The following is a 13,948-nucleotide window of genomic DNA, read 5'->3' on the forward strand; positions in this document are numbered from 1 at the left end:
AATATTCTATAGGTTGTTGATCCGTTGAACGTAATGACCAGTCTTAAAGCTAAGCAAATCATAACACAGCGCTCCTTGCGCATTCTTGTAGGTAACCTCCCAGACGACCCGGTCATTAAAAATTCCCGGCGCCACCTTTAAAACCCGCTTAACGGCGCGATCTGCTCGCACCTTCGCCACGGCTTGCTGACTGGTTAAGCCACTGGCCTGCTTGACCACCCTTAATTTGCCCCCCGTCTGGGGAACGATCACTAAAATGGGCTGGTGTTGCCGATTCTGCCCACTTACCGTGTAGTAAGTGTGATCGCGATTGTAGACGTAAAAGTGATCAAAGGACCGCAAATCTGCATACTTTTTGGCCAGACTAACGGCTTGGCGCTGGGCACTGGTCTTGGGTTGGGTTGCAATTGCAAACGAACCCCAAGCAACCAGGATCAGTACCAAAACCGTCATTAAGCTTCGAATCAGCACTTGCTTACCCGAAACCCGGCTTTTTTGACGTTGAACATCTCGCCGACTTTGCATAAAAGCCTTCCTTCCTAAACAATATCAGTAAAAGTTTATCACAGATTTCCGAAGGCGAATAGAGATTAATTGATTTTTAAAGTTTCGCTGAGCCGGCGGTTTGCAAAAAAGCCGCCGTGGCAGAACTCAATTCCGCCGTGGGCACTTCCACTTGCGGTAAGCCCGCCGGTAAGGCCCGTTGCATGGTTTGCCCATACCGCTTGGTTACCAACCGGGGATCTAACACTACCGCCACCCCCGTATCCGTCGGCGTGCGCAACAGCCGCCCGACCCCTTGGCGCAACCGAATAATTGCTTGGGGCAAAGAATAGTGATAAAACGGGCTGTGCCCTTGTTGCTTCATTAACTCATACCGTGCTTGATTTTCCAATTGGGTCGGGGCCGCAAATGGTAAGCGGGTAATAATCAGCAACTGGAGCTGATTATCGGGCAAGTCAATCCCTTCCCAAAAGCTGGCCGCCCCCAAGAGGATCGAATTATGCCCACTGCTGAACTGTTTGAGCAATTTCGCCCGGTTGCCGTTAACCCCTTGGGCCAGAATATCGCGTTGATTAAAGACCGCCGTTTGTCGCAAATAGCCATACACGGCCTCAATGGTTTGCAAAGAGTTAAACAACACCATCGTTTGACAATCCGTTGCCACGGCCAAATCAGCAATCGTCTGTGCCAGGTACTGGTGATAGCTGGCTTCTTCGTGGTCCGTTGGGCTAGGCGCGTCACTGGCGACCAAGAGTTTGGCCTGATGTTCATAATCAAAGGCTTCCGGCAAGCGTTTGACCTTCACCGCGGCTTTCTCCAGATCCAACTGGTCAAAAATAAAGGCGGAGCGGTTGGAAGTAAATAAGGTCGCACCGGTAAACAATTGATGCGTAAAGTGGGCGTAGACTTGCTCGCGCAAGAAGTGGTTGGCCGCTAACAGCCCCCCCGTTAAGGTCAAGGTCGTTGTCTCGCTTCCCTGCCGGGCCCGGAGCCAAAAGAGGGTCAGTTGATCGGGTTGGTCGGCCAGCCGTTTCAATTCGTGTAACTGATCATCCACGGCCACTAACTGCGCCAATTGGCTGGCAAATTGATTCATTAAATAACGGTCCTGACCTAACCATTGCGCTTGGCGTTCCGCAAACAAATGTTGCAAAGCGCTAAAATGCAGCTTTAAACTGGCCAAATCCTGTTCAAAGGCTTCACACAGGGGATGCGCTGGATCCAATAAGACGCTGAGCTCCGCACTTGGTAAGACCTGTTCAATAAAGGTACCCGTGGTAGCTGACGGTGGCGTCAATTTGGTTAATAAGGCCGCGGCCAGGTCACTAACCGTTTGTTTCAGGCCGGCCAGATCCGCTTGCATCAATTCAACGTTGTAAGCCGCCAGTGGCAACTTAGCAAATAAACTCCGCAAGTTGGGCACATTAGTTGGATTAACCAAGGCCGCCAGCTGATTGAGCAGTAAATGCCATTCCGCAAACGCCAATTGGTGCCGCGCCTGTTTCAAAACACTTTGGGCCAGGTGTTGCGCTTCATCAACCACCAAATAGGTCGTTGGCGCCAGGGCGCCCAGTTCAGCCGCATGGGCAACTAAGTAAGCTTGGTTCGTGACGATAATCGGTGCATAGGCTAATTGCCGCTGGCGATAAACCAAGAAGTCATCGCGATAAAAGGGATCTTCACTGGCTAAGTTTGCCAAACCGGTGTGGCGAACTTCTGCCAAATACGGACTCTTTTGCGCCGTTAGATTCAATTCATCCAAATCGCCCGTCGTCGTCGTTAACAACCAGACCAACAATTGGGCTTTTAAAAACTGGCTGAGTTGTGAATCTTCGTTTACCGTTAGGGAGTGGGCAAATTTGCTCAGACTAAGGTAATGGGCGTTGCCTTTGACCATCACGGCCCCGCTGAAATCCGGTAATAATTGCCGCAACTGCGGCAAAGCCGTCGTCATTAATTGACTCTGCAACAGGTTCGTGGCCGTAGCGACAATCACTTTACCAGTTGGTTGCGCTAAATACGTCAGGGGAACTAAGTATCCCAGACTCTTGCCCACCCCGGTCCCGGCTTCAATCATAATCTGCCGGGCGTGATCACGCGTAAAGTAGTTATAAATCGCGTTCATCATTTTCGCTTGCAAGGGCCGGTAAGTCAGTAGATCACCAAACAACCGCTGCTTTTGGCGCTTCGTCAACGGAAAAGCTGGGGGCGTCTTGGGCGTAGCCACGCTGAGCGGCCGTTTTTTATGCAACACCAAGCCGTGACTAACGTAGTGGGCATCATCTAAGGCTACGGGGTGACTTTGGCGGTATTGCGCCGCCCGGTCAAGCAATAAGCGGGTTTGCAGGGGCAGTTGCAGCTGCAAGGCCACTAATTTATTCAGCGTTAAAGTTGGCAACGCTTGCAAACGTTGTAACAGATCAATCAACAAGTGCGCGGTCGCCTCCGCATCCGATACCGCGCTGTGGGGCTGATCGTGTTCAATCTGGAGTTTGGCGCTCAAATCCCGCAAGCGATAACTCTTCGCCGTTGGCAAGAGCAACTGGCTCAAACTAACGGTATCAACGGCCGGAATCTGCAGCTTGGGCAGACCGATCCGTTGAAATTCCGCGTTTAAAAAGGGAAAATCAAAATTAACGTTGTGGGCCACAAAGATTGTATCCGCTAATAAACTTTGTAAGGTTGGCGCAACTTCTTCAAAGAGCGGGGCCGCTTTGACATCCGCGGCCCAAATTCCGGTTAACTGGCTGATTGAGCGCGCAATTGGTTGTTCGGGATTGACCTTAGTCTCAAAGTGATTAATCAACTGGCCATCTTGTACCAACACACAGCCGATTTGGATGATCCGGTCCCCCTTTTTAACGTTGGTCCCGGTCGTTTCTAAATCAACGACCGCGTAAATTGGGCCCCGGGGCGTTTTCTTTTTTTGCATTGCAATTCGTTCTTTCTTCCTAAACTTACCGCGACCAAAACCTGACCGTTCAGCCCAGCTGGTACGGGGTGGTCACAGCATCATAAATTTAAGTCCACTATACCATACCCCACCCGGGCAATCGAGTTTCGGTAAAGTGCTTCAGATGAATTTCCCTGTTGTAGATACTTAATGGTAGAATAGACAGTAGTTATTTTTAGAAAGCAGGTTGAAACAACTTGAAAAATTCAGGTTATGGACAAAGTCACGCTAAATTAATTTTTATTGGTGAACACAGCGTTGTGTATGGTCAACCAGCAATTGCCCTTCCCTTAGCTTCAATTAAAACCACGGTCACCCTGAGCCGGCAAAGTGGCCCCGCCACCATCGAAAGCCGCTATTTTACGGGGCGCTTAAGTGAGCTGCCAGCCCCGATGGCCGGGATCGGTCAATTAATCCACCGACTCCAAGTACACTTTCACGATGATGGCAACTGGGCGATGTTGATTACCAGCCAAATCCCGGCTGAACGGGGGATGGGCTCTTCGGCCGCGGCCGCGATTGCGATTATCCGAGCCTTCTTTGATCTTTATGACGCGCCTCTGTCCCGGCCCGAATTGTTAAAATGGGCCGACATCGAAGAACAAGTCACCCACCGCAGTCCCAGCGGTTTAGACGCCGCCATGACCAGTGCCGACCGGCCGTTATGGTTTGTCCGGGGCCAGGCTGGGGTGCCGATCGACCTTGATTTAGATGCTGTCCTGGTGATCGCCGACTCTGGGGTGCACGGGGCGACGAAAGAAGCGATTGCCGCCGTCAAACAAGAATTGACCTTACACCCAACCACCGCGAAAGAAGCCCTAGTCGATCTCGGCCAGCTGGCAGAACAAACCAAACATTTTTTGGCCACCAACCAACCTAACGCGCTTGGGGCGGTCTTAGATAAGGCCCAGATCAACCTGGCCACCCTCAACGTCAGCGATCCAACGTTAGATCGTTTGATTGCCACGGCCAAAGCCCACGGGGCCCTTGGCGCGAAACTAACCGGGGGCGGCCGGGGCGGATGCTTCTTTGCCCTGGCTGCCGATCTGTCCCAGGCTCAACACCTCGCCCAAGCGCTGCAAACCGCCGGCGCCACGCAAACCTGGCTCCAACCCTTAAAAGCATCGGCACTCAGCACTGACTAACCAAAGGAGGATACTTCATGATGAAAGCAACCGCCCGTGCGCATACCAATATCGCCTTAGTCAAATACTGGGGGAAAAAGGATCCCACTTTGATGCTGCCCCAAACGGACAGCCTTTCCCTCACCTTGGATCGCTTCTACACCACCACTAGCGTTGAATTTGATCCTACGTTAGCAGCCGACCAAATTCAAATCGACCAGGCACCGGCCGCCCCTAAAGTGGCCCAACGCGTCAGCCAATTTTTAGACCTGGTCCGTCCCCAAGGTTGTTTTGCCCGGGTGGCATCGGTTAATAATGTCCCGATGGCAGCCGGTTTAGCTTCTTCGGCTTCGGCCTTTGCGGCCCTCGCGGCGGCGGCCAGTTGGGCTCAGGGGCTGCACCCGTCCCGCACTGAGCTGTCCCGCTTAGCGCGGCGGGGCTCGGGCTCGGCAACCCGCTCAATCTTCGGGGGCTTGGTTGAATGGCACGCTGGCCATGATGACCAATCATCCTTTGCCGAACCGATTCAAGAACACGTTGATTTTGGTTTGGAAATGCTGGCGATTCTCCTGGATACGCGCCAAAAAAAGATCGGCAGCCGCCGGGGCATGCAACACGTTGTGGCCACCTCGCCTTACTATCCCACTTGGCGGGAAGTGGTCGCGCATGACATGGCAGCCATGAAGCTGGCGATTGCCGCCCAAGATATTGATCAAATCGGGCACTTAGCCCAAACCAATGCGCTCCGGATGCACGCCTTGAATTTAGCGGCTGACCCTGGCTTCACCTATTTTAATGCCGCCACGCTTAAAGCAATGGAAACCATTGATCACTTGCGAGAAACGGGCGTAAGCTGTTATTATACGATGGATGCTGGTCCGAACGTGAAAGTAATTTATGATCGTCGTGACCGGGAAACGATATTAACGGCCCTCACCCCCCAGTTTGGCGCTGACCACCTGGCCGTCGCTAAACCTGGGCCTGGGGTAGAGGAATTAACAGATGAGAGGGATTCTTTAATTTGATTACCGCAAAAGCACCAGGCAAATTATATATCGCCGGGGAGTACGCCGTGGTTGAAAACGGCTACCCGGCGATTCTTGTTGCCCTTAACCAATTTGTCACTTGTACAATTTCTGAGACTGATGGACCGACTGGCCAAATCATCAGCCAACAATACCAAAACAGTGCCTTATCGTGGCGCCGCCAGGGGGACCAATTGGTGGTTGACAAACGCGACAACCCCTTTTCTTATATTTTGGCAGCCATTGCCGTAACTGAAGAATATGCCAAAGCCTGCGGACGGGACTTGCGGGTCTTTAAAATGCAAATCGACAGTCAATTAGACAACCAAAGTGGTCGCAAATATGGGTTGGGTTCTTCTGCTGCGGTCACCGTTGCCACGGTCAAAGCGCTTTGCCAATTTTATCAATTGACGGTTAGCAAGGCCCAAACCTTTAAGCTGGCCGCAATCGCGCACTTCTCCGTCCAGGGCAATGGTTCCTTGGGCGATGTGGCCGCGTCGGTTTACGGCGGTTGGATTGCCTATCATTCATTTGACCGGCAGTGGCTGGCCAACCAACGGGGCATTTTACCCCTACCGACGTTGTTACAACTCCCCTGGCCCAATTTAGCCATTGAACCATTAAAAGTCCCGGAGCGCTTAAAATTAGTGATCGGCTGGACCGGCAAGCCAGCCTCCACTTCTCAATTAGTGGACAAAATTGCGCTCTTTAAAGCTGAGCACCAAGCAGAATACCACCAATTCTTGGAAAACAGCCGGCGGTGTTTAAAAGCGATGATTGCCGGCTTCCAAACCAATAATCTATCGGCCATTCAAGATCAGATTCGGACCAATCGAATTCTGTTGGCAAACCTGGCGAAGCGGTCCGGGGTCGCCATCGAAACGCCCTTACTCAAGCAGCTCTGCCAAATTGCGGAACAATTCGGTGGTGCGGCCAAGACTTCTGGCGCGGGTGGTGGGGACTGCGGCATTGTCGCGATTGACCACCAAGCTAACCTAGCCGAACTGACCAATGCTTGGCATCGAGCGGGCATCGAGCGCTTGCCCCTGACCGTCCATTTTGTTGCTGAACCCTAAGCTCCCGGAGGATCGTTATGGAATCAATTCAAGCCCACCGCAAGGTCGAACACCTCTCCTTGGCTGAAAAGCAATACGCCTTAAGCCATGCTGAGCATCCCTTCGACCAAGTCCGGCTAATGCCCAAGGCCTTACCCGAGACGACGGTCGCTGCGGTCGATTTAAGGACCACCGTTGGCGAGCTGACGTTAACGCAGCCTTTCTTTATCGAAGCCATGACGGGTGGCAGTCAGCAATCCACCCGCATCAACCGCCAATTGGCCCGGCTAGCCAAGCGCCATCACTTAGCCATGGCGACCGGTTCCATGAGCATCATCTTTAAGGATCCGGCTGCCAAGGCTTCCTTTACTTGCTTACGGGAAGAAAACCCCACCGGCCTGCTCTTCGCTAACCTCGGCGCCGGTGCCAATTTAGCCCAGGCCCAAGCGGCAGTGGATTTAATCAAGGCCGATGCCTTGGAAATTCACCTGAATGCCGCCCAAGAAACCGTCATGCCCGAAGGCGACCGGGCTTTTCTGTGGCGGGACCACCTTCGCGAGATCATCACTCACCTTCCAGTCCCCGTAATTATCAAAGAGGTCGGCTTTGGGATGACCAGCCAATCCATTCAAGAATTGGCAGAACTGGGAGCCACCATCGTAAACGTTGCCGGCCGCGGCGGGACAAACTTTGCCATGATCGAAGACCGCCGCAATCATGAGGAATCCTTTGCGGACCTGTATGATTTTGGCCTGACGACTCCCGAAAGTCTCTTGGAAGCCCGCCGGGTAGCAGCAAGCACCCGCCCAACGATCTTAGCCAGCGGTGGGATTACTTCCCCGCTGGATGTGATGAAGAGTCTGGCCCTGGGTGCCAAGGCTGCCGGGGTCGCGGGTTACTTCCTTCATTGCTTATTACGCCAAGGTGAAACCGGGCTTGATCAAGAGCTCAGCCATTGGACCCGGGAACTAAAACGGTTGTATGCTTTGCTGGGCATTCAGACGACCGCAGACGCTGACCAAATCGAAACGGTTTGGGACAGTAACTTAACCAATTTTTGGCGGCAACGCACTAGCCAAAGGAATAGCGAATTCTAAAAAAGAGCGGGAATTCCCGCTCTTTTTTAGAATCGACTTAGAAACGTAGCCCCTTCGGGTAGAAATTTTTTAAAATCCGGTTGGCAACCTTCCCCCAACCACAACTGTGATTTTGACACACGACTAACGCCCAGCCATCGGGAGCTTCAAACGGTAAGGCTTCCCCGTGGACGTATGCTCGCCACTGTTCCATGGTTAAAGCTACCCGCTTTGTCACTTGCTCCGGCGCCAAGGCCAAGGCTAGTGCTAAGGCCGGTTCAAAGCGGCGTTTTTTCAACGTTCCTAAGTGCAAACCCGGCCGCAAAACCGACAAGCCATTCAATGTTGGCATCGCCGTGGGAACTGCATATACCTGATCGCCAAATTTAACCAGCCGCTCCAGCTCAAACGATGGTACCACTTGGTCAAACCACGCTTGGACCAAGGCAAATTCGGCCTTACTCAACCGTAATGCGCCGTTGGTTTGGCGCTTTTTATTTTTGCGAGCTGGTTTAGGGGCCAGCGCTGGCCGTTGGTCAACCAACTTCGCAATAAAGTGGCCTTCCCCCGCGAAATGGTGCGGAAACAAGCGACAAGTTTTGACTAAAGCCGGATTGCCATCGGCCCACGATGGCCGACCATCGTCCATTCCCGCGGTCTTTTCAATCGGGACTAAGGCTAAGTGCGGATATTCTTTAAGCAACCAGGCAATGACTTGTTCGTCTTCTTCCGGCGCAAAGGTACACGTTGAATAAACCAAGGTCCCGCCCGGCTTCAACATCGTCAGCGCTGAAGCCAAGATTTTCTTTTGCCGGTTGGCACACTCCGCCGGATAGGTGGGAGTCCAATATTCAATCCCCGCCGGCTCCTTGCGAAACATCCCTTCCCCAGAACACGGGGCATCCACCAAGATCCGATCAAAAAACTGGGAGAAATGAGGCGCTAACTGATCCGGGGCTTCATTAGTTACGACCGCATTTTTCGCCCCCCACCGTTCCAGGTTTTCCGCCAAAATTTTCGCCCGCTTGCTAAAAATTTCGTTGGCAACCAATAAGCCCGTATCGTGCATTTGAGCCAATAAATGGGTGCTCTTGCCCCCGGGAGCCGCACACAGGTCCAAGACCCGCTCACCCGGCTGTGGTGCAACTACTTCACCGACGGTCATCGCTGATGGTTCTTGACTGTACACCCAGCCGGTTACGTGGTCTAAGCTTTTACCGTTGACTTTGCCAAACCAACCATTTTTAACGTGCGTAGTCGGGCCACTGGCAGCCGCGATGCTGGCCGTCGGCTGACCATTTTTGAGCGGATTGGTCCGAAAACCACTTTGACTCGGCTGGTCAAAGGTCGCCAAAAAGGCCGGCGCCTCCGCGCCGAGCAGGTGTTGGTATTTTTCAATAAAGGCAGCGGGTAATTGCAAATTGCATCGTTCCTTCCAAATTAGTTTCCGATCCATTGTACCGCCCTGCTTCATGTGACGCAATCATTTCCTTTCGTGGTATAATAATTAGCACGCTGAAACGAAAGGACGACTGCTATGCAACGCCACTTAATTGCCTTGGACCTGGATGGCACCACGTTAAACCGCCATTCGCAACTTGATGCTGAAACGATTGCTACGCTCCACCAACTGGAACGGGCGGGCCACGTAGTCGTGATTGTTACCGGCCGCCCCTACTTGATTTCCCAACGGATCTACGACCAGCTCCATTTGACCTCGCCGATGGTGAACTTTAATGGGGCCTTGACTCACATTCCCCACCAAAAGTGGGCGGGAGAAAAAATTGCGAAGGTCTCCCGGCAAATGAGTTTAGACCTGTTGGATGCCAAAGACGAGCTGGGATTAAAAACCTTAGTCGCCGAAGATAAACTTCACGTGTGGGCCGATCATCCAACTGATATGTTACCAGAATTTTTGCCCACCACTTTACGCCAAGACCAGTACCTAAACGCGCAAAACCTGTTAAACGACCCGATTGCCCTGACCATTGAATACACCCCTGAACAAAAGCAACGCGTCTTAAACCAAATCGACCAACGCTACGGCCAACTGGTCGAACCCCGGGTGTGGGGCGGGCCTTATGAAATCATGGAATTGATTCACCGCGGCATTCACAAGGAAGATGGTTTGGACCACGTCGCTAAATTCTACCAAATTGAGCGTCAAAACATCATTGCCTTTGGGGACGAGCATAATGACTTGGAAATGTTGGATTACGCCGGCCGCGGGGTGGCAATGAAAAACGCCATCGCGGTCATCAAAGCCGTGGCGGATGACAAAACCGAGTATGACAACGATCACGCCGGGGTCGCCCGGTACTTAAAGAAGTATTTCAAACGGGATTTAGCCGACCTAAATTAAAAAGAGAGCGCCAATCACCAGGCCTAATTTTACCAGTGGTGATTGGTCCTCTCTTTTTTTAGGCTTGGTCAGGCGTCAAAGTAATCGTCCGCAAGCGATCCGTTACAAAGTGACGGGGTTTTAATTCATGCGCCGGATGACCGATCGCGATGGCGACCACCGGTACATAATCGGTTGGCAAGCCAAGCGCCGTGCGGGCGGCGACTGAACTTTCAATCCCGCCCTTGAGCGCCCCTAAAATCGTGCATGAGGCCAGGCCCAACTCACTGGCCTTGAGCTCAATATTTTGGGCGATCATCCCCGCACTAAGGTAACCCGCCTGATTGGTTAAGGTCGTTGATAACACAATTACCACCGGGGCCCCATAAAAGGGGTGCCCCGTATCGGCAGCTTCTAACTCATCAATCACCTGGCGATCGGTTACAACCGTCAGTAAGTATTCATTGTACCGCCCTCGCGCTACTGGCGCGTAGCTGGCGGCTTCTCTCAAAGCTGCCAGCTGATCCGGGGCAACCGGGGTCGCCTTAAACTCCCGGTTGGCCTGCCGTAATTGAATTGCCGTCGTTAGATTCATGCTCATTCCTCCAATCTATTTTCATTCTACCGCAGAAACCGCTTTTTCGCTTGTTATTATCCCTTTTAAATGTTAAATTAGAATTAAGTTAAAAATTAATTAAATCAAGGGGTTGATGATATGTCACGAAAGGTTGCTGTAATCGGGGATGGCCACGTCGGCGAAACGGTGGCCCACCACTTGGTTGTGGCTGGTTTAGTTGATAAGTTAGTCTTGTTTGACTTAAACGAAGGCAAGGTCAAAGCTGACGCGATTGACTTTAAAGATGCCATGGCCAACCTGCCACACCACGTAGAAGTCACCTACAACGATTACGCGGAGTTGGCTGATACTGATATCATCGTGTCGGCGCTGGGGAATATTAAACTCCAAGACAATCCAGACAACGATCGCTTTGCGGAGTTGCCATACACCAGCCAACAAGTAAAAGCAGTCGCCAAGCAAATCAAAGCGGCCGGCTTCCACGGTAAGTTGGTGGTGATTACCAACCCGGTAGACGTGATTACCATGCTGTACCAAGAAGGAACCGGCTTACCTAAGGAACACGTGATTGGGACGGGGACGCTCTTGGATTCGGCGCGCATGAAGCACGCGGTGGCTGAGGTGTTAGACCTTGATCCGCGCTCCGTCGTTGGTTATAACCTTGGCGAACACGGCAATTCCCAATTTACGGCTTGGTCAACCGTCCGGGTATTGGGAAAGCCCATTACCGAAATTGCGGCTGAAAAGGGGCTGGACTTAGTCGACCTGGATAAAAAAGCCCGCGAGGGTGGCTTTGAAGTCTTCTACGGTAAGAAATATACCAGCTACGGAATTGCAACTGCGGCGGTGCGTCTGGTTGAAACGATCTTCTCAGATGCCCACAGTGAACTGCCTGTTTCTAACTACGTAGCAGAATACGGCCTCTACCTTTCCTACCCTGCCATTGTGGGGGCCGATGGGATCCTTGCCCGGGTGCCATTGAATTTGACCGATGAGGAACTTGCCAAGTTGCAAGTCTCTGCGGACTACATTAAGACTAAATTCGAAGAAAGCAACGCGAAGTAAGCAAAAAGCATTTGGTGCCCTCTGGTTGGCACCAAATGCTTTTTAATTATTGGCGCCGAACCGGCGCTTTAATCCCCAGGAGACTTAATAATGTTAAACCGGCCAGCGCCCAATAATTCGGGGCCGTCCCGGTCTGCGGCAATTGCACAGCTTGGGTAGTTGTAGTTTGGGAGACGCTTGCTTGGGCTTGCTGTCCAGGCGCTTGAGCAGCCGCTAGCAGCTCAACTGGCGCATCCGTTAACAACGGGGTCAAGCCGGTTGGCGCCGGTGACGGCGTTGGTTGCTGCCCTGTTGTTTCCCCTTCACCAGCCGGCTTAAGGGCTGCGACTTGGGCCGCAGTCAGGTACACCTTCCGGTCGAGGGCCGGCATTTGAATTGGCGTCCCCCGCTTGGTCATGTCGGTAATATAATCAATAAAGGCTTCTGTATCTTGGCCGACAATCCCAACCAACTTGGTGTCTTTAAAGGCCGTGAAACTATCCCCGCCTCCGGCTAAAAAGTCGTTGATAACCACGTGGTAAGTTTGATCGGCTTGTAACGGAGTCCCATCGGATTTAAACATTTGCACCACCCGGTATGGTTGGTTAGGATCGGCCTGATCAGTATACGTATACTTCAAGCCCGCAATCTGCAAGTAGAATTTTTGCTCTTCATCATATTGTTGGTTCAAAGCAGCTTCAATCTGGTCACCCGTCATTTCCACCACGCGCAAAATGTTACCAAAGGGTTGCACGGCTTGGGCAGCGCCCCACGTGATGGACTTATCTGGCCCCACCACGATGTCGGCACGCACGCCCCCGGTATTGGTCAACGCAAAGTCGGCTGGCAACCCGGCTTTGCGGGCCTCGTATAATTGCCCATCAACCACAATTTCTCCGGCGCCATTCTCCATGGTTGGTGAATTATTCAGCCGCCCGGTGATGGTTTCAGCGGTTGCCGCTTGGCCAATTTGCTTGTTAATAATTGGGGCGACCCGTTGGTTGGCATCCGCCACAATCGCTTGTACCTTAGCATCGGCCTGCGTCGCCGGATCGTCAGTTTCTGACAAGACCGGATAAACATGGGCAACGACACTGTCGGCAACAAAATCATTCGTGGCTGGATCCAAATAACCGATAATGTCGTCATAGGCCTTCCCAGTATAAATGGCCTGCACCAAATGGGTTTGGCCTACCTTGGCATTGGCATACTGGTGAGAGTGCGCCGCCAAGTAAATATCAACGCTATTCGCTGGATCCAGTTGATTTAATTTTTGTAAAATATCGACCGCATCCCCCTTGGTCGTACCATTGCTGGAAGCCACCGCCGTGTGGGCCAACACCACAATCGCATTGACCCCCTGGCGCCGGAGAATTTGATCATACTTGGCAATCGTTTCGGCTTCATCCAAGATTTCGTAATCTTTGTAATTATCGTACAAGGTTAAAATTGGCAAGGAAGTCGTTTCAATCCCAATAAAGCCTAATTTGACCACCCGTCCATCGGCAGTATGAATTTCTTGAATCAAGTATGGCTGCAAGCCATCAGGGACTTCCCCCGTGCGTTTGTCAATTACGTTCGCCGTAATGATCGAAATCCCACTTGGTACGTGCGGGTAGGCCATTTCCGCCTCATTGTACTGTTTGGTTGGCGCTTGCCCGTTTACAATCCGCAAGTATTCGGGTAACCCTTCATCAAATTCATGATTACCTAGGGTCCCGATGGAAATCCCCATGGCTTTTAAAGCCTGCATGGTCGATTCATCTTGCAGTAGGGCTGAATTGGCTGGTGACGCGCCGACCATGTCCCCGGCTTCCACTCGAATCGTCGTTCCGGTCGGATTGGCCGCCTTAAAATCAGCTTCAGCCGCGTTTAAATAGCCCGCTAACCGGTCCGCGGTCCCCGTATTTTGGTAGGTGTGGCCATCAATCGTGGCTTTGCCGCCCATTTCCAAACCACCGTGGAAATCATTGATCCCTAAAATTTGCACCGGGACTTTGCCTTGGTAAGCAGCTGGGTTCGCCCAATCAGTGGTTTGACTTGGCTTGGCGGCTTGATCGTGGTTGGTCACCACCGGTACCGGCGCAGTTTGACTTGCCGTTGGCGACTGCGAGCTGGTGACTACGGCTCGATTGGCAATCACTGGTGAGGTGGTCGTATCAGCCTTGACCGCATTCACCCACAGGGAAAGTCCCAATAAAGTGGAGCCGCACATTAGCAACGACCGGGTTGTGGTTTTTCGCATTCGA

Annotated in this window: 11 protein-coding genes; 6 read left to right on the forward strand and 5 right to left on the reverse strand. The window is 52.3% G+C overall.

Features of this window, described 5'->3' with window-relative positions:
* Nucleotides 1–6: 6 nt before the first annotated feature.
* Both BN54_RS02780 and BN54_RS02785 read right to left on the reverse strand, forming a co-directional pair.
* The gene (locus tag BN54_RS02780) at nucleotides 7–525 is read right to left on the reverse strand and encodes a cell wall elongation regulator TseB-like domain-containing protein (RefSeq protein ID WP_019205618.1); all 519 of its coding nucleotides are present in this window, start codon (nucleotides 523–525) and stop codon (nucleotides 7–9) included.
* 76 nt (nucleotides 526–601) lie between these two features.
* Nucleotides 602–3,436: a helicase C-terminal domain-containing protein gene (locus BN54_RS02785; RefSeq protein ID WP_019205619.1), complete on the reverse strand. Its 2,835-nt coding sequence runs from the start codon at nucleotides 3,434–3,436 to the stop codon at nucleotides 602–604.
* Nucleotides 3,437–3,654: 218 nt separating this feature from the next.
* On the opposite strand from BN54_RS02785, the gene mvk reads away from it, so the two are divergent.
* From mvk to fni, 4 genes are read left to right on the forward strand one after another with little or no spacing between them, the layout of a single operon-like run.
* Complete coding sequence (gene mvk / locus BN54_RS02790) at nucleotides 3,655–4,602, forward strand: mevalonate kinase (protein ID WP_019205620.1); 948 nt, start codon at nucleotides 3,655–3,657, stop codon at nucleotides 4,600–4,602.
* 20 nt (nucleotides 4,603–4,622) lie between these two features.
* Nucleotides 4,623–5,606, forward strand: a complete 984-nt coding sequence (gene mvaD, locus BN54_RS02795) for a diphosphomevalonate decarboxylase (protein WP_019205621.1) — start codon at nucleotides 4,623–4,625, stop codon at nucleotides 5,604–5,606.
* A complete protein-coding gene (locus tag BN54_RS02800; protein WP_019205622.1) occupies nucleotides 5,603–6,682 on the forward strand; it encodes a phosphomevalonate kinase in 1,080 nt (359 codons plus the stop codon). The genes mvaD and BN54_RS02800 overlap by 4 nt, the downstream gene beginning before the upstream one ends.
* 17 nt (nucleotides 6,683–6,699) lie before the next feature.
* The gene (fni, locus tag BN54_RS02805) at nucleotides 6,700–7,758 is read left to right on the forward strand and encodes a type 2 isopentenyl-diphosphate Delta-isomerase (RefSeq protein WP_019205623.1); all 1,059 of its coding nucleotides are present in this window, start codon (nucleotides 6,700–6,702) and stop codon (nucleotides 7,756–7,758) included.
* A 37-nt stretch (nucleotides 7,759–7,795) separates the two neighbouring features.
* Here the strand turns inward: fni and BN54_RS02810 are convergent, their stop codons facing one another.
* Entirely contained in the window at nucleotides 7,796–9,157 is a 1,362-nt protein-coding gene (locus BN54_RS02810; RefSeq protein ID WP_019205624.1) for an RsmB/NOP family class I SAM-dependent RNA methyltransferase, read from the reverse strand.
* A 117-nt stretch (nucleotides 9,158–9,274) separates the two neighbouring features.
* Here BN54_RS02810 and BN54_RS02815 point away from each other — a divergent pair, with 117 nt between their 5' ends.
* Nucleotides 9,275–10,099, forward strand: a complete 825-nt coding sequence (locus BN54_RS02815; RefSeq protein WP_019205625.1) for a Cof-type HAD-IIB family hydrolase — start codon at nucleotides 9,275–9,277, stop codon at nucleotides 10,097–10,099.
* Between the two features lie 58 nt (nucleotides 10,100–10,157).
* Here the strand turns inward: BN54_RS02815 and BN54_RS09800 are convergent, their stop codons facing one another.
* A complete protein-coding gene (locus BN54_RS09800) occupies nucleotides 10,158–10,673 on the reverse strand; it encodes a nitroreductase family protein (protein WP_019205626.1) in 516 nt (171 codons plus the stop codon).
* Between the two features lie 120 nt (nucleotides 10,674–10,793).
* On the opposite strand from BN54_RS09800, the gene BN54_RS02825 reads away from it, so the two are divergent.
* Nucleotides 10,794–11,720, forward strand: a complete 927-nt coding sequence (locus BN54_RS02825) for an L-lactate dehydrogenase (RefSeq protein ID WP_019205627.1) — start codon at nucleotides 10,794–10,796, stop codon at nucleotides 11,718–11,720.
* 46 nt (nucleotides 11,721–11,766) lie between these two features.
* Here BN54_RS02825 and BN54_RS02830 read toward each other — a convergent pair whose 3' ends face one another.
* Entirely contained in the window at nucleotides 11,767–13,944 is a 2,178-nt protein-coding gene (locus BN54_RS02830) for a bifunctional metallophosphatase/5'-nucleotidase (protein ID WP_019205628.1), read from the reverse strand.
* Nucleotides 13,945–13,948: the final 4 nt, after the last annotated feature.

The sequence above is a fragment of the Limosilactobacillus ingluviei str. Autruche 4 genome, assembly GCF_000312405.1.
GTDB lineage: Bacteria > Bacillota > Bacilli > Lactobacillales > Lactobacillaceae > Limosilactobacillus > Limosilactobacillus ingluviei.